Consider the following 17,688-nt stretch of genomic DNA (forward strand, 5'->3'; position numbering starts at 1 on the left):
GTCGGCTGAACTGGCATGATCGGCAGCGATCGTCCCCGCCTGGAATCTTCCGTGCCACCGAGCTGGCCTGCGTCCCTGCTGCGCCCTGCCCCGGATTCGGCGGTGGCCGAACTGCTGCGGCGTGGCAAGTCGCCCTGGAGTGGTGCGATCCACCTGCTGTGGTCGGTCTGGATCTTCCTCACCCCGGTGCTCGGGAATGGCTTCACGCTGCGCTGGCTGTTGCTGACGCTGGCCAGCTATCCGTTGTTCCTGCTGTTCTATGCCAGGGCGATGCTGGCGCCACGGCACCACGCCTGGCGCTACGCGCTGGGCATGATTGCGATGGCCCTGGTGCTGCTGCCGTGGTATCCGTCGGGACTGAGCTACTTCGTGTTCGGCTGCGTGATGATCCGCATGAGCAGCCGCGGCGGCTGGTGGGTGTACCTGTTGCAGCTCACTGGCCTGAATCTCCTGTTCTGCAGCACCGCGCTCTACTTCGGTTATCCGTGGCAGGCCATGGTGTGGATGCCGGCGGTGTCGTTCATTGTCGGGCTGGTGGTCAACGTGGAGGCCTTGAGCCATCAGCGCGACGTTGCCCTGCAGCTGTCCCAGGACGAGGTGCGGCGCCTGGCGACCACCGCCGAGCGCGAGCGCATCGGCCGTGATCTGCATGACCTGCTGGGGCATACGCTGTCATTGATCACGCTGAAGCTGGAACTGGCGCGCAAGCTGTACGACCGCGATGACGCGCGTGCCCGGCAGGAAATCGGCGAGGCCGAGGACATTGCCCGCGAGGCGCTGGCGCAGGTACGCAGTGCGGTCACCGGCATCCGCGCCAGCGACCTGGCCGGCGAACTGGCCTCGGCACGCCTGCTGCTGGAATGCCAACAGGTACACCTGCAGTACATGCCGCCGCCACCGATGCCAGTGGAGGTAGAGCGTGGGCTGGCACTGGTGCTGCGCGAGGCGGCGACCAACATCGTGCGCCACGCGCAGGCGACCCGGGTGCAGGTGGATTTCATGCTTGAGGACCGACAGTTGGTGATGCAGATACGCGATGACGGCCGTGGTGGTGTGCAGGCCGAGGGCAACGGATTGTGTGGCATGCGTGAGCGCGCAGCGGCGCTGGGTGGCCAGTTGACGCTGCAGTCGCCGCGCGGGGAAGGCACGCTGCTGACCGTGCGCGTGCCCCTGGTGGCCGCGACTACGCCGCTGTCGCCGGCATCGCTGGCACAGGGAGGCGCGGCATGATCCGCATCCTGCTGGCCGAGGATCAGGCGATGGTGCGTGGCGCATTGTCGGCGTTGCTGGGCCTGGAACCGGATATCGAGGTACTGGGCAGTGCTGCCGACGGCGAAGCCGCCTGGCGCATGCTGCAGCAGCTGCAGCCGGACATCCTGGTCACCGACATTGAGATGCCGGGGCTGAGCGGGCTGGAACTGGCCCAGCGCATCGCCCGCCATGAACTGCCGATCAAGGTGGTGATCGTGACCACCTTCGCCCGTGCCGGTTTCCTGCGTCGCGCATTGGAAGCGGGCGTACTGGGCTATCTGCTGAAAGATGCACCGGCCGAGAACCTGGCCGAGGCACTGCGCAAGGTGAAGCAGGGCATCCGTGCGATCGATCCGCAGCTGGCGCTGGATGCGTGGTCGCAGGCCGACCCGCTGACCGACCGCGAACGCCGCGTGCTGCGCCTGGCGGGCGAAGGTCGCACCGCCAGCGAGATCGCCGAGCAGCTGGGGCTGTCGCACGGCACGGTGCGCAATTACCTGTCCGAATGCATCGGCAAGCTGGGCGTGGCCAACCGGATCGAGGCGTATCGGCTGGCACGGCAGAAGGGGTGGTTGTAGGGGGGTGTCACTTTCTTTGCTCGTGCAAAGAAAGTAACCAAAGAAACACGCCGCCGGCCGCGAGCCGGTGCTGCGCACCGGTACCCTGCGCTTCTCGGTGAATCAGGGGACGGCGCCGAACTCGCTGCGCTCAGACATCGGCGCCTCTACGCCCCTGCTTCCCCTGCGATGCTCGGCTCGCTATAAGGCGGACCCAACGTCAAACGCCACACCTGCACCCAGTAGATCCACGCCATGCGTGGATGCTCTTCGCTTTGCTTTTCCAATCCGCCTTCAAGCGAGCCGAGCACCGCAGGTCCGGCGAGGGCGAAGAGGCGCGGGTGTCTGAGCGCAGCGAGTTCCGCGCCGTCCCTCGGCGGACCGAGGAGCACAGGGCACCGGCGTGCGAAGCACGCCGGCTCGCGGCTGGCGGCGCGTTTCTTTTGGTTACTTTTCTTTTCGCGCGAAAAGAAAAGTGACACCCCTCCGCAGTCGCGGAAATGACCAGCCGGGAACCCCCGGCGAACCCATTCAATCCTTCCCGCGTGCCATCGCCTGGAACACGCCATCGCGGCGCACCCACAGGTGGAACAGCGCCGCACCCACGTGCATCAGCACCGTGGCGAACAACACGTAGGCCAGCAGGCTGTGCGCATTGCGCAGCGCGGCGTACAGCGCTGGCGTGTGCGGCACGATCGGCGGCAGGTGCAGGCCACCACCCAGCACGATCGGGTAGCCGCCGGCCGACAGCATCGCCCAGCCGATCAGCGGCATCGCCAGCATCAACGCGTACAGCATCCAGTGCGAAGCCTTCGCGGCCAGCACCTGCCACGCGGGAAGATCCGCTGGCAGCGGCGGTGGGCGATGGCGCAGGCGGTTGTACAGGCGCAGCACCGCCAGCAGCAGGATGGCGATACCCAGCGGCCGGTGCAGGTCGATCAGCATGGGGCGCAGGTGCAGCGAGGCGACCATGGTCACGCCGATGAACAGCATGGCGATGATCATCAGCGCCATGGACCAGTGCAGCACCCGGGCGAGCGGGTTGAAGTGGCCGTTGCCGGTACTCATCGTGCTTCCCCCTTCGTTTGTGCCGCCGCACCGCTGGCGCGCTCGCGCTCGCGGCGGTTGAACGACTGCGAATACACCGCCGAGCGCGCAGCCAGGATCGGGTCGTCGCTGCCGCGCACGCCGCTGGGCACGATCAGCGGATCGAAGTTGAGCTGGCCGCAGGCGCCTTCTTCCTGCGACTGCATGCGGTCGAGGCTGAGCACGCCCGCCACCACCTGTTCGCGCGATTCAGGCCACGGCACCGAGGGATCATCGATGGCATCGCCCGGCGCGGCCAGGCTGACCACCAGGTTCCAGCGCACCGGGCCGGTGGCCAGGCGCTGCTGCAGTTCCTGGCTGAGGAAATCGACATTGGCCTGCTTGCGTGCCTCCGCATCCATCTCCACCAGCGGCGCCTGCGGCTGCCAGCGCCAGCGCACCGCGCGTTTCTGTCCCTGCGCGTTGGTGAACCAGAAACTGTTGACGCTGTTGAAGGTGGTGTTGGCCCAGCTGCTGGTCCACGGTGCGCTCTTGGCCCACTGCTGGAAGGCCTGTGCGCTGGGGTACCTGGCCAGCACGGCCGCCATCTTCTGCGGGTCGGGCTTGCCGGTGGCCGGATCCGGAATCTGCGCGCGGGTCTGCTCGTAGAACGCCTCGGCGGTGGGCACGGCGAAGAACGGGAAGCTGTTCATCGCCATCCGCCATTCCTGCCCGTCATCGCCCACCAGCTGCACGGCGATGCTGCGCACGCGCGCGCTGCCATCGGCGCCGTGCGGATCGCCGCCGCCGATCGACAGCCGGCCCAGCACCGGAACCTTCGCCTGCGAGAACACCCGTGCGCTGGACAGCGTGGGCGCCTGTGCGCTGGGTTCGAACCAGCCGCTCACGCACACCCCTTTGCTGTGCGCGCGGCGGAAGCCGGGATGTGCAGGGCCGGTGGCCTCGATGGTGTCGGTGAAGCGCTGTGCGGTCAGCCGGTCGCGGCCGATCCAACCGGCCAGCCAGGCGAAGGCGAGGGCAACGATGCCCAGGATCAGTGCGATCAGCGCGATCCAGGGCAAGGGCGAATGCCGGTGCGGCGCGCCCGGCTCCTGGCCGGCGCGGGTGTAGCGGAAGAGCGACATGGTCGGAGTCCTGCCTTCACGGATGTGTGGGTGGGCGACCACACCATCCTCGCAGAACCCGGCCGGGGCCGAAATTCAATTTTTCGTCAGATTTGCAGGGTGATGCAGTGCCGACCACGGTCGGCACCCACCGGCATGGGCAGCGCCGGGCCATGCCCGGCGGCTCCATCAGCCGTAACGTGCCTTCAGCATCGTCCAGGCCGAACGCAGGGCCAGGGCTTCGCCACCGGCCGGGCGGCCCGGGCGCTCGCCATCGTTCCAGGCATACACGTCCAGATGTGCCCAGCGCTGTCCGTCTTCCAGGAAGCGTTCCAGGTACAGCGCGGCGGTGACCGAGCCGGCCATGCGCGAACCGGCGTTGGCCAGGTCGGCGATGCCGCTGCTCAGGTAACGCAGGTACGGGCGCCACAACGGCATGCGCCACACCGGGTCACGGGTGGCGTCGCCCGCCTGCAGCCACTGCTGGGCAACCGTGTCATCGTTGCTGAACAGCGCCGGCAGGTCCGGGCCCAGCGCGATGCGTGCCGCGCCGGTCAGCGTGGCGAAGTCCAGCACCAGGTCCGGCTTCTGCTCACCGGCGAACGTCAGCGCGTCGCACAGGATCACCCGGCCTTCGGCATCGGTGTTGTCGATCTCCACGCTCAGGCCCTTGCGGGTGGCGATCACTTCGCCCGGACGGAAGGCATCCGGGCCGATCGCATTTTCCACCGCCGGTACCAGCAGGGTCAGGCGCACCGGCAGCTGCTGGGCCATCACCAGCCCGGCCAGCGCCAGCGCGTGTGCGGCGCCGCCCATGTCCTTCTTCATGTTGCGCATGCCATCGGCCGGCTTGATGTCCAGGCCGCCGGTATCGAAGCACACGCCCTTGCCGACCAGCGCCAGCGCCGGGTCGGTCTCCTTGCCCCAGCGCAGCACGATCAGCCGCGGCGCACGGTGCGAGGCACGGCCCACCGCATGGATGGCCGGGAAGTTCTGCGCCAGCAGTTCGTCGCCGGTGATGGCTTCCACCTGCGCGCCATGCGCTTCAGCCAGGGCACGCGCGGCGTCTTCCAGCTGCTGCGGGCCCATGTCTTCGGTCGGCGTGTTGACCCAGTCACGCACGCGCAGGCTGGCGGCGATCAGGTCGGCCACTTCGCCGGTCGGTGCAGCCACCAACTGGGCCGGCGCGCGGTTGCGCTTGCGGTAGCGGTCGAAGCGGTAGCTGCCCAGGCCCCAGCCCAGCTGCAGCAGCGCCTGCTCGGCGGCCGGCAGTTCGCTGGCCAGCTGCCACACGCTGCCTTCCGGCAGGGCATGCGGTGCATGGGCGTAGCTGTAGGCGTCGGCACGATCACCGACGCCGATCACCGCGCCAGCCAGGCCATCGGCGCCGGGCAGCAGCGCAACCGAATGCGCGCCCGCAGTGAAGCCCTGCGACTTCAACCACGCCTGGGTGGCAGCAGATTGGCTGTTCTTCCACGCCTCGAACTGGCTGCGGTCCAGCACGTGCAGCGGCAGTGCGGCGGTGGTGTCGGCGGTGAAGCCAGTGATCTCGCTCATGCGTCAGGTACTCCGGGATGCGTCAGCGTCGGCGGCGTCGAGGTTGGCATCGAGCCAATCGGCCAGGCCGGTGAGGGTGTCGAACTGCAGGTCAGGCTGCAGCTGCGGATGGTTCCAGGTGGCTGCTTCGCGGTTGATCCAGCAGCCGCGCAGGCCGGCAGCCATCGCGCCGGCCACGTCCATCTCGACGTGGTCGCCCACGTGCAGCACCTGCGCCGGGGCGACGCCCAGACGGTCGCAGGCAGCGTGGAAAATGCTCGCTTCGGGCTTGGCCGCGCCATGCTCGCGCGCGCCCAGCTGGAAGCTGAAGTGATGGGCCAGGCCGATCCGTTCCAGATCGGCGTTGCCGTTGCTCAACGCGGCCACCGGCACCCGCGCGGCGATACGCGCCAGTGCGTCCAGCGCATCGGGGTAGCACTCCACCTGGTTGCGCGCGGCGTAGAACACTTCATACGCCGGCTCCAGAAGATCCAGGCTGGCGCCACTGTTTTCCAGCGCCTCCTGGATCGTCAGCCGGCGCAGCGCGCTCAGGTCGAAATGCAGGTGGGGGTTGTCGCGGAACGAGCGCTCGCGCAGTTCGCGCATGGCCGCCACCGGATACATCGCGGCGGTGGCGGGGCTGTGTTCGCGCATCCAGTCGAACAGGACCTGGTCGATGCGGGCGCCGATCGGAGCGAACGGCCACAGCGTATCGTCGAGGTCGAGGGTGATGGCAAGGACAGGGAATTTCACCCCGCCATTCTACGCCTGCCCGCGCGGGCTTTCATGCGCGCGGCGGGCAGGCGCTGCCGCCGTCAGTGGCTGCGCAGGTCGTAGGAGCAGTACAGGACGGTCTGGCCATCGACGCGATCCACGCTCAGGTCATGCCTGCCCACTTCGCGCCGGTAGCCACCGGCCACCGGCGGCGGCATCTTCGCCAAGGCGGCGACCTTGCTGATTTCCGCGCTGCCGAAGTACGCCGTGTAACTGTCCACGCCATCCTCGCCGCTGGAGCCGTCGTAGGAGGTCACATGGGTCACCGGCAGGCCAAGCACCATCAGCGGCGAGGCCAGTGTGTAGCCGTCGTCGTACTCGTCCCTGGTCTTGGCCCCGGCGGGCATCAGCACCTTGGCCATGGCATCGAACTGTTCGGGCGTGAGATGGCGCTGGCAGGTGATGGCCTCCACCAGCTGGGTGCGGGCCACTTCCGCACTGGGCGGGGCCGCGGCGAAGGCGGGGGCGGCCAGGCAGGTCAGGGCGAGGCATCGACGCGCGAAAGAGAACATGGGGAGGGTTCCATCCTGGGAAAAGCGGGCGCATATTCTGCCAGCCTTCGCCGTCCCACCGTTCCTCTCCCCGCACGCCCGTCGATGGAGCGCGCCTCACTCCAGCAGCCGCGCCCAGCCGTGCATGCCGTCCAGCCGCGCCAGCACCAGCTTGATGCAGACCAGCAGCGGCACCGCCAGCAGCAGGCCGATCATGCCCCAGGCCCAGCCGAACACCATCAGCGCCAGGATCAGCACCAGCGGTGACAGTTTCATCTGCCGGCCAAGCACGATCGGCGTCACCAGCTGCCCTTCCAGGGTATGCAGGGCCAGGTAGGCGGCCGCAGGCAGCAGTGCCTGAAGCGGGTCGCGGAACTCCACAAAGCCCATCAGCAGCATCAACGCGACGCCGAGCAGCGGGCCGACATAGGGCGCGAAATTCAGCAGCGCCGCCACGGTTCCCCACAGCAGCGCCTCCTGCAGGCCGATGCCCAGCAGCATCAGCACCCCGGCCAACAGCAGGCCGACCACCGTGTTGATCACGCTGATGGTCAATACGTAGCGCGACACCTCATGCTCGATCGAGCGCAGGATGTCACTGGTGAAACGCTGCTGCTGCCGGTTCGGGAACAGGGCGATCGCTGCACGCTGCAGGCTCTGGCCGTAGATCATGAAGAACAGCGTCAGCAGCACGACGGCCAGCACCGAGGCGGCCAGCCGCGGCGCACGGGTGAGCATCCGGTAGGGGTCGTCCAGCTGGGTGCGGATCACCTGCACCTTGCGGTTGCCGTCGCCGCCGGCCACGCGCGCGAAATTCTCTGCGGCCTGGTTGGCCTGCTGCACCGGCTTGGTCAGGTCCTGCACCTGGCGCGCAACCTTGCGCAGCTGCTGCGGTGCTTCCTGTGCCCAGTCCATCGCCGGGCCGATCAGCTGCACCGCCAGCGCACCGGTCACGCCCAAGCCGGCGCCCAGCACCAGCAGGGCGCCGAGCGCGCGCGGAATCCACAGCTTCTGCAGCAGGCGCAGGATGGGGTTGCCGACCAGGGCGAAGAACATCGCCAGCAGGACCGGCAGGATGATGTCCTGCGCCGCCCACAGGGTGAACGCCACGGCCAGGGTCGCCAGGATCACCAGCGACATCGGGCCACGTGGGCGCGAGGGCGGCGGCAGGGGTGCGGACTCGTCCGGCGCAGGCGACGACGGGGACAACAGGGACTCGCTCATCGACGCACCGACCAGAAAGAGAAGCCCATTATCGGCCCGCCGCGATCAACGCGGCGGGTAAGGTTCGTCAACGTTCGGACATCTCGGTCGCCGCTTCGGCCGGACGGGGCTCACGCAGCTCGGGCTCGGCCACCGGGCGTGCTGCCGGTCGTGCTGCGGCGGAGGGGGGCGGCCCGGCCGCTTCATCCACCTGGTCGGCGGCATCGTCTGCGGTTTCCGCCGCCTGCGCCGCCACCACCGAAGCAAACGCGGCCTGGGCGCTGGCGAACAGGCTGGACACCGAACCGACCATCTGCAGCCAACGCGCTCCGTTGACCTTGCCCGGAACCTCCAGCTTGCCGGCGATGAACCCGCCGGCCAGACCCACCACCACGATGCGCAGTGGCGACCAGCCCTGTCGCCAGACCTGGCTGAGCACGTTCCAGTGGTCCTGGGTCTCGCCGAGGCGCACGGCCATCACCTGTTCGCAACGTTTCACACGCCGCTGCAGTGCACCGAACTTCATGGCTTGCCCTCCGGGATCTGCACGCCTGCATCGGGATCATCATCGGTGGGCTCATCGAACAGGCCCAACCGGGACAACTGACGCCGGGTGGCGTGCATGCCGGTGTGGTGGAAGAAGTAGGAAACGCGCCATATCGCATAGCCGGTGACGGCCAGGCTCAGCAGCGAGGTGATCAGCAGGGCCTGCAGCCAGCTCAGGCCGAAGCTCTGCAGCAGGGCGATGAGGGTGGCGGCCAGCAACAGCCAGGCCGACGCACCGAACACGATGGCGACGCCGGCCCAGGCCAATGCGCGGCCGAATGCGCTGCGCGCCAGCGCGAAGTCCGCCGACGCCAACCGGCGCAGCGAACGCAGTGAGTGCTTGGCCGAATCGGCAGTCGCCCGGCCGGCTGCGCCGACCTGGCGGATGCTTTCGTCCAACGGCGGCGTGGCCGCCGGATCAGGACGTTGCGTGGTGTCTTCGCTCACGCCGCAGCTTACTTGTCGCTGCCGCGGGCCAGCTTGGCGATGATCCAGCCGGTAGCGAAGGCCACGCCGAACGAGGCCAGCGGACGTTCGCGGATCAGCTCAGCAGCGCTGTCGATCAGGTCCTTGCCCTTGTCCATCAGCGCGTCGACCTGTTCCTTGGCGGCGGCACCACCGAACTCGGCAGCAGCCAGGCCCGACAGCGCGCTGTCGGAAAGTTCAGCCTTGACGTTGGCCTTGCCGATGCGCAGTTCATCGGTCGCGGCGCCGGTAGCGCCCTTGATCGCACCGCCGGCAGCGCTGGCGGCCTGCTTCAGGTGGGAACCGGCTTCACCCAGGTGGTCCTTCAGGTTCTCGGTATTGGTGGGGCTCATCGAATCACTCCTGTTGCGATGGGGGAACGGGCGATCGGCGCTTGGCCGACCTGGACGTACAGCAATAGCATCACGTGGGTATAGGGGGCGTTACGGCCAGGCGATCAGCGCATCACCAACTGGCCCTGCTGCTGGCCATTGTTGCGCAGCACGCGCAGCACCAGGGTGGGCGGGCGCTGCTGGAAATTGGCGCGCCAGCTGGCCAGGTCGGCGAATTCGCCCACCGTGGCGTCGGTGATGATGTCGCCCTGCTGCAGGCCATTGGTCGCGGCGCGGCTGCCGCGCTTGACCTCGCTGACCAGCACGCCGCCCACGCCAGACTGACGCAGCGATTCGGGCAGGTCGACGAAGCTGGCACCGGTCAGGCGCGGGTCCAGGCTCTCGCCGCTGACCACGCGCGCCTGTTCCTTCAGCGTTGCCTTGATCTGCAGCGGCTTGCCTTCGCGGCGAACGTCCAGGGTCAGCACGCTGCCCACCGCCGCCAGGCCTTCCACGTTGTGCAGTGCTTCGGCACTGTCCACCCGCTGGCCGTTGGCCGATACCACCACGTCGCCCGGCTTCAGTCCTGCGGCGGCACCGGCCGAACCGGCCAGCACGCGGGTTACCAGGGCGCCGCGGGTTTCGCCCAGGCCCAGGCCCTGCGCGATCTGCGCGCTCAGGTTCTGGCTTTCGATGCCCAGTGTGCCGCGCACCACCACGCCATGCTTGACCAGCTGGTCGACCACGCTGCGGGCCAGGTTCGACGGAATCGCCAGGCCCAGGCCGATGTTGCCGGCCATGCTGCCCTGCGGGTTGAAGCTGGCGGTGTTGATGCCCACCAGCTGGCCCTGCAGGTTGACCAGCGCGCCTCCGGAATTACCCGGGTTGATCGATGCATCGGTCTGGATGAAGTTCTGGTAGCCCAGCCCGCGGATGCCACTGCGGCCCACCGCCGAGACGATGCCCGAGGTGACCGTCTGGCTGAAACCGAACGGATTGCCGATGGCGACCACGAAGTCGCCCACCCGCAGCTGGTCGCTGTTGCCCAGCTTGATGTCGGTCAGGTTCTGCGCCGGAATGCGGATCAGCGCGATGTCGGTGTCGCGGTCCGAGCCGAGGAACTCGGCCTTCACCGTGCGCCCATCGGCCAGTGTCACCTGCACGTCATCAGCGTTGTCGATGACGTGGTGGTTGGTCAGCACCAGGCCTTCGGTGGCATCGATGATGACGCCCGAACCGAGTGACTCGTTGATTCGCTCCTGCGGGATGTCCGGGAACAGGCGGCGGAAGAACGGGTCGTTGAAGAACGGGTTGCGTACCCGCACCACCTGCTTGGTGTTGACGCTGACCACCGCCGGCATCGCCTTTTCCAGCATCGGTGCAAGCGAAGGCACCGCCTGCCCGGCGACCGCGGCCGGCAGCGCTGCGGAGGTGGGCAGTACCGCCGGCAGCGGAGCGGCATCGGCACGGTTGTCCAGGTGCGCATTGAGGCCGGTGGCAACGAAGCCGCCGAAGGCAGCGGCGATTGCGAGCGTAAGCAGGGTGGGAAGCGGTCGCATGGGAGTCGGTTCGCAGGCTGAGGTTGGGGCCGTTGACGCATACGGTAGAACAAGCTGAATGAGTGTGTCGCGATCTGGATAAATGCCCCATGAAAATCCGACCCCCACCGCAGGCGCCGGAAAGCTGACGCGCGCACCACAACGCTGTTCGCGACAGCCGCGAGCGAGCGCCGCAAGGCACGCCGGCAGCGCCCTGATACACCGCGACACTTGCGCAGTTCCGCGCATCCCGACCTTGCGATGACGCTCAGTGCTGCGCGGATGTGTGGCTGCTGCCAGTGCCTGCATCGGCACGCCAGCAGCAGGCAGGCTGCGCAGCACACTGCTTAAAAAAAGGGATTTCCTGACTGCGGGGCACGTCAGCCGCCGCTATCGCTTACTCCAGTTGCGTCGCACCGGATGCGATTGGCTGGTCGTGCCCGTTCCACGATAGCCATTGTCGGTATAGCATCGCCCCGTTTTGACAATCCAGGCCCCTAGGAGGGCAACATGAGCAACGGTAATGGTGTGTCGGTCGTGACCGACGCCGTCGAGAACGTGAAAGAAACCGCCACCAACGTCGGCGAGACCATCGCCCACGCCGCCGAAGACGCAGTGAAGTCGGTCAAGAAGACCGTCAAGCGCGCCCGCAAGGCTGCCACCACCCGCGTCGCCAAGGCCAAGAAGGTCGTGGCCAAGGTCGAGAAGACCGTTGCCAAGAAGGCCGAGAAGGCTGCCAAGTCGGTCGGCAAGACCGTTGCCAACGCCAAGAAGAAGCTGGAAGCGGCCAAGAAGAACGCCAAGGCCGAAGCGGCTGCCCTGAAGAAGGAAGTGGCCAAGAAGAAGGCGGCTGCCGGCAAGACCGTGACCAAGAAGGCTGCTGCTGCCAAGAAGACCACCAAGGCTGCCGGCAAGAAGGTCGCTACCGTGAAGAAGGCCGCCACCAAGAAGGTTGCGACCGCCAAGAAGGCTGTGGCAAAGAAGACCGCTGCTGCCAAGAAGGTTGTCGGCAAGAAGGTCGCTACCGCCAAGAAGGCTGTGGCCAAGAAGACCGTGGCCGCCAAGAAGGTTGCCGGCAAGAAGGTCGCTACCGCCAAGAAGGCTGTGGCCAAGAAGACTGTCGCTGCCAAGAAGGTCGTCGGCAAGAAGACCGCTGCTGCCAAGAAGGTTGTCGGCAAGAAGACCGTCGCTGCCAAGAAGGTCGTCGGCAAGAAGACCGTCGCTGCCAAGAAGGTTGTCGGCAAGAAGACCGCCACTGCCAAGAAGGTTGTCGGCAAGAAGACCGCTGCTGCCAAGAAGGTTGTCGGCAAGAAGGTCGCTGCTACCCGCAAGACGGTCGCCAAGAAGGCTGCACCGCTGAAGAAGGCCGTGGCCAAGAAGGCTCCGGCCAAGAAGGCCGTGCGCAAGGCTGCCAAGCGCAAGTAAACGCGCGTGGTTCGAAGGCCCTTCCGCTCATCGGGCGGGAGGGCCTTCTGCGTTTTCGGGGGGGGACTGATCATTGCCTGGCGTGGATCTGCGGCAGCAGCCTGGGGCAAGATGAAGGTCTTCCGCAGGAGCCCTGACCATGCGCGGCATCGATTTCAGTTCCTGGCAGGGCGTGCTGTCCACCCTGGCCGGGTTGGTCCTGATCACCCTGCTCGGCGTGGGCATCCGCCTGCTGGTGATGCAGACCCTGCAGCAGCGCCGCGAACGAGAGAACCGGCAGATCAATGAGCGGCTGCGTACCTTGATGGCGGCCTACAAGACGCTGGGCGGCTCCTTCACCGGTGAACTGGGGGTCGATCCAACCCACCTGCGCGACCTGCGCCAGCGGGCCCACGAAGAAGGCATCGCCGAGCCGGGCTCGGATCGGGCCCGGCGCATCCGCGATGCGGTCGAAGCGGCCTTGTCGGACATCCTGCTGCTGGGCACCGACGAGCAGGTACGGCTGGCCGCGCGCGCTGCCAGTGAACTGGCACAGGGGCGTGCGGTGCACACACACGAACTGGTGATCTCGCTGCGCGACTTCGTCCGCGAGGCGCTGGACCTTGCGCCGGTACCGGGCGACCTGGAGATCCCGCGCCAGGGGCCTACCCGCCCTGCGGGCAGCGGTGGCGGAAGTGGCAAGGGCCGCAACGAGGGCGAAGCCAAGGGCGGTCGCACCGGTGGAGGTGGCGGCGGTGGCGGCGGCATGGGTGCCGGAATGGGCGGGCTGGGTGTTGGTGCCGGTGCTGCGCTGGGTGCCGGCCACGCGGCCGGTGAGGATGAAGCGGGCGCCCGCTGAGGACGCCCGCCCGGGTCAGCGCTTGAGTTCGAAGATCGGCTCGAATCCGCCGTAGATCATCCGTGCACCGTCGAACGGCATGGGATTCTTCGACGGGTCCAACCGCGGGTCTTCCATCATTTTCTGCATGCCTGCATCGCGGGTGGCCTTGTCCGGCCACTCGATCCAGGAAAACACCACGGTCTCCTCCGCCGTGGCTTTCACCGCGCCGAAGAAGTCGGTGGTCTTGCCGTGCGGCACGTCATCGCCCCAGCACTCGACCACGCGCAGCGCGCCGTGTTCGAGGAACACCACGTCGCCGCTGCGCGCGTGGGCGAGGAACTTCTCCTTGTTGGCGGTCGGCACCGCCAGGACGAAACCATCGATGTAGCTCATCGCTTGCCTCCGGAATGGACCGTGCCAAGTGCACGGCCTTCATTGAGTCGACGCTTCAGGGCGCGGCAAATCGACATCGATTGCCGCGCCATTGAATCGAAGCGCGTGCGCGTACCGCGCGCGTATGCCTGAGCCTTGCTGAATCAATGCAAAAAATTCAGCAATGCGAAGACCGCTGTTTTCAGGGAGCGTTGTGGCGAATAACGGAGAATTTACATTCCCGATGCGATGGCGCCCTGGCGCTGCTGCACACCATAAGAAAGTAAAGGTGTACCCCCATGAAGAATTCGCTGATTGCTCTGGCTCTGGCCGCTGCCCTGCCGTTCACCGCTTCGGCCGCCGAGAACCTGTCCTACAACTACGCCGAGGCTGACTACGCCAAGACCGACGTTGACGGCATCAAGGCTGATGGCTGGGGCGTGAAGGGTTCCTACGGCTTCCTGCCGAACTTCCACGCTTTCGGCGAGTACAGCCGTCAGGAAGTCGACCACACCAACATCAAGGTTGACCAGTGGAAGGTCGGTGCCGGCTACAACGTCGAAATCGCTCCGTCGACCGACTTCGTTGCCCGCGTCGCCTACCAGAAGTTCGACCAGAAGCACGGCCTGGATTTCAACGGCTACAGCGCTGAAGCCGGTATCCGTACCGCGTTCGGTGCCCACGCTGAGGTCTACGGCCTGGTCGGTTACGAAGATTATTCGAAGAAGCACGGCGTCGACATCGACAGCCAGTGGTACGGCCGTCTGGGTGGTCAGGTCAAGCTGAACCAGAACTGGGGCCTGAACGGCGAGCTGAAGATGAACCGCCACGGCGACAAGGAATACACCGTCGGCCCGCGCTTCAGCTGGTAATTGCATCTACGGCGCGCCCGCGCGCTGTTCGTGCTGAAACAGGCCCGGCATTGCCGGGCCTGTTGCGTTGTGGGGAATCAGAACAGAGTCTGACTGCGATGCGCGGCGTCATGTTGCATTGCAATGAATTGGATTCCGCCACCGCCAGTGGCGGCCTACGGTGGATATCCCGTGCTGCCGGATACACCGCGATGCCGCCCGTACTCCCACCGCTGCTCCCCGACCGGCCGCGCCGTCTGGCGCTGCTGGATCCGCATCCGGTGCTGCGGCTGGGGGTGGAAGTGCTGCTGCACCAGCACAGCGGCGTGCACGTGCGTGGCAGCTACGCCAACGAAGATGACCTGGTGGAACTGCTGCAACGCGAACCCGGCTGCGTTGACCTGCTGGTGATCGATGCGCTGCCGCTGGGGGATCTTGGCGACGGGTTGCAGCTGCTGCGCGGATTGTCCCGGCGCTGGCCCAGCCTGCCGATACTGGTGCTGTCGGCGCACTGCAATGCCAGCACCGTGGCCACGACGATGCAGGCCGGCGCACGCGGCTTCCTGTCCAAGGCGACCACGCCGGAAATGCTGCTGCGCGCGGTGGACGTGGTGGCCCGCGGTGGGCGGTTCGTGCCCCCGGAGCTGCGCACGCAGCTGAATCGATCGCGCGCGCGGCGGATGTCGGCACCCAGTCTGACGCCACTGAGCCGGCGTGAACGCGAAGTGCTGCGGCTGGTGCTGCAGGGGTGCAGTACCGGCGAAGTGGCCCGGCGCTTCCAGCGCTCGGCCAGCACGATCAGCACGCAGAAGAAAGCGGCCTACCAGAAGCTCGGCATCCGCAGCGATGTCGAACTGTTCCGCATCCGCCACCTGCTGGAGTGTGGCTGACGGGCGCGCTTACTCGCCCTGGTACTGCTTTTCCTCGACCAGCGCCGAACCGGCAACACGGTTGATCTCGTTCTTCACCTGCACGCGTTCGCCGTTGGTGCCGTACACGCCGCGCGCCAGCTGGATGAACGCCTCGTCGAATACCTGCGCCGCTTCCTTGTCGCGCAGCTGGTCCTGGATCTCCCACATGCGCTCGTTGATGGCCTTCAACTGCGTCTTCAGCGCGGCCAGTGCCGGCTGCGCGTCAAGCTGCTGCTGCAGCAGCGGCAGCAGGCCGTCAAGCTCGGTGCGCACGTTGGCCAGCTTGGTCGCATCGTCGATGCGCTCGGCCTTGATCTCGAGAATGGTGATCTTGTCGATCAGCTCGCCGATCGATACCGGGGTCAGGATGGCGTCCACGTGGTTGGTTCCTGGAAATAGGCCCGCATGATACCGCGCCCACCGCAGCGCGGATTTACGCTGAATTTGCGCTGGCACGGCAGCATCGCCATCGAACCGTTACGGCCCTGCCATCGACACTGCCGTCCCGGCGGACAGACCGCCTTCGACGAGGAAGTGAGTGCAGTGAAGAGCAAGGGGATGATCGTGGCCAGCGCGGCCGCACTGGCGGGGCTGCTGTGCGCCGGCAGCGTGCAGGCGCAGGTGCAGGTGAGTGGCACGGCGGCATTGACCAGCGACTATGTCTGGCGCGGCAGTTCGCAGAGCGAGGGCGATCCGGCCGCGCAGGTGGGGGCAAAGGTGACGGTGGGTTCGGGCTGGTATGCCAGCGCATGGGGATCGAATGTCTCGTTCACGCCGGACAGCGGGGCACGCAGCGAGTTCGATCTCGTCGCCGGCTGGTCCGGCGCGCTGTCGCCGGACTGGAGCCTGGATGCGAACCTCACCCGGTATGTCTATCCGGGCACTGGCCGCGCACTGGACTGGACCGAACTCAATGTCACCACCACCTGGAAGCAACGCGCCTGGCTGCAGGTTGCCCACTCCAACGATGCCCTGGCCGGCGGCCATCGCGGCACCTACGCACAGCTGGGCGTGCGGGTGCCGTTGAACGAGCGCGTGCGGTTGGAAGCGGCGGTGGGGCAGTACTGGCTGGCCACCGCGCAGGGGCCGGACTACCTGCATGGCCAGCTCAGTGCCATTGCCACGTTGACGCCGGCGTGGGAACTGCGCGCCACCGTGCATGACACCGACAGCGCCGCCAAGCGTCTGTTCCCGGGCAATGCCGGTGGACGCTGGGAACTGGCGCTGCAGGGCAGCTTCTAGTCGGCCGACGCGGCCTGGCGTGCGCGCCAGGCACTGGGCAGCCACACCAGCAGGGCCAGTACCGCCACCGCGGTACCGGCCACGCATACGCCGGTCCAGCCGAAACGCTGGTAGACCTGTGCCGACAGCAGCGAGCCCAGCGAACCCCCGATGAAATAGCCGGTCATGTAACCGGCATTGAGGCGGTTGCGTGCCTCCGGCTGCAGTGCGTAGATCAGGTTCTGGTTGCTGACATGCAGCAGCTGCGCGGCCAGGTCCAGCACCACCACGCCGACCAGCAGCGCCAGCAGCGAATGCGCCGAGAGCCCCAGAGGCAGCCAGGACAGCAGCAACAGCACCAGCGCAATGGCCGTGGCCCGGCCGGTCTGGCCACGATCCGACATGCGCCCGGCAAGGCCGGCAGCCAGCGTACCGGCGGCACCGACCAGCCCAAACAGGCCGATGGTGGCGTCGCTGTAGGCATACGGTGGCTGCGCCAGCAGGAAGGCCAGTGGCGTCCAGAAGATCGCGAACATCGCAAAGCTGCACGCGCCGAGCAGCGTGCGCTGGCGCAGCACCGGCTCCTGCACGAACAGCGTGCCGATCGAGCGCAGCAGCGCGAAGTAGCTCAGCCCGGCGCTGTGGTGGAAACGCGGCAGGCCGCGCTGCAGGGCCAGCGCGGTCAGCACCAGCGTACCTGCAGCGATCGCATAGACCAGGCGCCAGTCGCCCAGGCTCGACAGCAGCCCGGCCACGGTGCGTGCCAGCAGGATGCCCAGCAGCAGCCCGCTCATCAGCGTGCCGACCACGCGGCCGCGATGCTCCGGTGCGGCCAGGGTGGCGGCGAACGGCACCAGCACCTGCGCCACCACCGAGAACAACCCGGTGATCGCGGTACCGGCCAGCAGCCATGGCAACGACGGCGCGCACGCGCTGATCACCAGCCCGCTGGCCGACAGCAACGTCATCACCACGATCAGCCGGCGGCGCTCGAACAGGTCACCCAACGGCACCAGCAGGATCAGGCCAGCGGCGTAGCTCAACTGCGCAGCGGTCACCACCATGCCGACCTGGCCGAAAGGCACGCCGAAGGCATCGGCGATGGTATGCAGCAATGGCTGCGCGTAGTAATTGCTGGCCACCGCGACGCCGGTGGCGACCGACATCAACAGGATCTGCCAGCGCTGCAGGGGAGGAAGGGAATGAGACACGCGATGTTCCGTGAAGCAGGGCAGCACAGTGTCT

At 67.1% G+C, this 17,688-nt stretch carries 20 protein-coding genes; 7 read left to right on the forward strand and 13 right to left on the reverse strand.

Annotated features, from left to right (window positions below):
* The first annotated feature begins 15 nt into the window (after positions 1-15).
* Both J2X70_RS05765 and J2X70_RS05770 read left to right on the forward strand, forming a co-directional pair.
* The gene (locus tag J2X70_RS05765; protein WP_309909387.1) at positions 16-1,230 is read left to right on the forward strand and encodes a sensor histidine kinase; all 1,215 of its coding nucleotides are present in this window, start codon (positions 16-18) and stop codon (positions 1,228-1,230) included.
* Positions 1,227-1,829, forward strand: a complete 603-nt coding sequence (locus J2X70_RS05770; protein ID WP_025878350.1) for a response regulator transcription factor — start codon at positions 1,227-1,229, stop codon at positions 1,827-1,829. Before J2X70_RS05765 ends, J2X70_RS05770 begins: the two co-directional genes overlap by 4 nt.
* Before the next feature lie 510 nt (positions 1,830-2,339).
* Here J2X70_RS05770 and J2X70_RS05775 read toward each other — a convergent pair.
* The 10 genes from J2X70_RS05775 to J2X70_RS05820 form a co-directional block, all read right to left on the reverse strand.
* On the reverse strand, positions 2,340-2,876 hold the full coding sequence (locus tag J2X70_RS05775; protein ID WP_088100728.1) for a cytochrome b: 537 nt from the start codon (positions 2,874-2,876) through the stop codon (positions 2,340-2,342).
* Positions 2,873-3,979, reverse strand: coding sequence for a catalase (locus tag J2X70_RS05780; RefSeq protein WP_309909390.1), 1,107 nt, complete (start codon positions 3,977-3,979; stop codon positions 2,873-2,875). The genes J2X70_RS05775 and J2X70_RS05780 overlap by 4 nt, the downstream gene beginning before the upstream one ends.
* Positions 3,980-4,147: 168 nt before the next feature.
* Positions 4,148-5,515 (reverse strand): M17 family metallopeptidase, encoded by a 1,368-nt coding sequence (locus J2X70_RS05785; RefSeq protein ID WP_223497514.1) that lies wholly within the window; start codon positions 5,513-5,515, stop codon positions 4,148-4,150.
* A 3-nt stretch (positions 5,516-5,518) separates the two neighbouring features.
* Positions 5,519-6,247: an HAD-IA family hydrolase gene (locus J2X70_RS05790; protein WP_025878355.1), complete on the reverse strand. Its 729-nt coding sequence runs from the start codon at positions 6,245-6,247 to the stop codon at positions 5,519-5,521.
* A gap of 62 nt (positions 6,248-6,309) precedes the next feature.
* The gene (locus tag J2X70_RS05795) at positions 6,310-6,780 is read right to left on the reverse strand and encodes a hypothetical protein (protein ID WP_032978295.1); all 471 of its coding nucleotides are present in this window, start codon (positions 6,778-6,780) and stop codon (positions 6,310-6,312) included.
* Positions 6,781-6,876: 96 nt separating this feature from the next.
* Positions 6,877-7,983 (reverse strand): AI-2E family transporter, encoded by a 1,107-nt coding sequence (locus tag J2X70_RS05800; RefSeq protein ID WP_025878356.1) that lies wholly within the window; start codon positions 7,981-7,983, stop codon positions 6,877-6,879.
* A 67-nt stretch (positions 7,984-8,050) separates the two neighbouring features.
* Positions 8,051-8,488, reverse strand: coding sequence for a protein sip-5 (locus J2X70_RS05805; protein WP_309909393.1), 438 nt, complete (start codon positions 8,486-8,488; stop codon positions 8,051-8,053).
* The gene (locus J2X70_RS05810; protein WP_025878358.1) at positions 8,485-8,955 is read right to left on the reverse strand and encodes a phage holin family protein; all 471 of its coding nucleotides are present in this window, start codon (positions 8,953-8,955) and stop codon (positions 8,485-8,487) included. The genes J2X70_RS05805 and J2X70_RS05810 overlap by 4 nt, the downstream gene beginning before the upstream one ends.
* 8 nt (positions 8,956-8,963) lie before the next feature.
* A complete protein-coding gene (locus J2X70_RS05815) occupies positions 8,964-9,326 on the reverse strand; it encodes a hypothetical protein (protein WP_025878359.1) in 363 nt (120 codons plus the stop codon).
* Between the two features lie 104 nt (positions 9,327-9,430).
* Complete coding sequence (locus J2X70_RS05820; RefSeq protein WP_025878360.1) at positions 9,431-10,864, reverse strand: Do family serine endopeptidase; 1,434 nt, start codon at positions 10,862-10,864, stop codon at positions 9,431-9,433.
* Positions 10,865-11,353: 489 nt separating this feature from the next.
* Here J2X70_RS05820 and J2X70_RS05825 point away from each other — a divergent pair, with 489 nt between their 5' ends.
* Together J2X70_RS05825 and J2X70_RS05830 are read left to right on the forward strand one after the other, a co-directional pair.
* Entirely contained in the window at positions 11,354-12,268 is a 915-nt protein-coding gene (locus J2X70_RS05825) for a histone (protein ID WP_223483448.1), read from the forward strand.
* 139 nt (positions 12,269-12,407) lie between these two features.
* A complete protein-coding gene (locus J2X70_RS05830) occupies positions 12,408-13,106 on the forward strand; it encodes a hypothetical protein (protein ID WP_223483449.1) in 699 nt (232 codons plus the stop codon).
* Positions 13,107-13,121: 15 nt separating this feature from the next.
* Here the strand turns inward: J2X70_RS05830 and J2X70_RS05835 are convergent, their stop codons facing one another.
* Positions 13,122-13,481 carry a DUF1428 domain-containing protein gene (locus J2X70_RS05835; RefSeq protein ID WP_025878363.1) on the reverse strand — a complete coding sequence of 120 codons (360 nt, stop codon included), beginning with the start codon at positions 13,479-13,481 and terminating at the stop codon, positions 13,122-13,124.
* A gap of 278 nt (positions 13,482-13,759) precedes the next feature.
* Between J2X70_RS05835 and J2X70_RS05840 the strand changes: the two genes are divergently transcribed.
* Together J2X70_RS05840 and J2X70_RS05845 are read left to right on the forward strand one after the other, a co-directional pair.
* Entirely contained in the window at positions 13,760-14,332 is a 573-nt protein-coding gene (locus J2X70_RS05840; RefSeq protein ID WP_025878364.1) for an Ax21 family protein, read from the forward strand.
* Positions 14,333-14,523: 191 nt separating this feature from the next.
* Complete coding sequence (locus tag J2X70_RS05845) at positions 14,524-15,201, forward strand: response regulator transcription factor (RefSeq protein ID WP_033832821.1); 678 nt, start codon at positions 14,524-14,526, stop codon at positions 15,199-15,201.
* 9 nt (positions 15,202-15,210) lie between these two features.
* On the opposite strand, the gene J2X70_RS05850 is transcribed toward J2X70_RS05845, so the two are convergent.
* Positions 15,211-15,600, reverse strand: coding sequence for a DUF6165 family protein (locus J2X70_RS05850; protein ID WP_025878366.1), 390 nt, complete (start codon positions 15,598-15,600; stop codon positions 15,211-15,213).
* A gap of 165 nt (positions 15,601-15,765) precedes the next feature.
* Between J2X70_RS05850 and J2X70_RS05855 the strand changes: the two genes are divergently transcribed.
* Positions 15,766-16,464, forward strand: a complete 699-nt coding sequence (locus J2X70_RS05855; RefSeq protein WP_025878367.1) for a TorF family putative porin — start codon at positions 15,766-15,768, stop codon at positions 16,462-16,464.
* On the opposite strand, the gene J2X70_RS05860 is transcribed toward J2X70_RS05855, so the two are convergent.
* Positions 16,461-17,654: an MFS transporter gene (locus J2X70_RS05860; RefSeq protein WP_309909398.1), complete on the reverse strand. Its 1,194-nt coding sequence runs from the start codon at positions 17,652-17,654 to the stop codon at positions 16,461-16,463. The two genes, J2X70_RS05855 and J2X70_RS05860, sit on opposite strands and share 4 nt — an antisense overlap.
* Between the last annotated feature and the right edge of the window lie 34 nt (positions 17,655-17,688).

It is taken from the genome of Stenotrophomonas sp. 1337, from assembly GCF_031455455.1.
Lineage (GTDB): Bacteria > Pseudomonadota > Gammaproteobacteria > Xanthomonadales > Xanthomonadaceae > Stenotrophomonas > Stenotrophomonas indicatrix.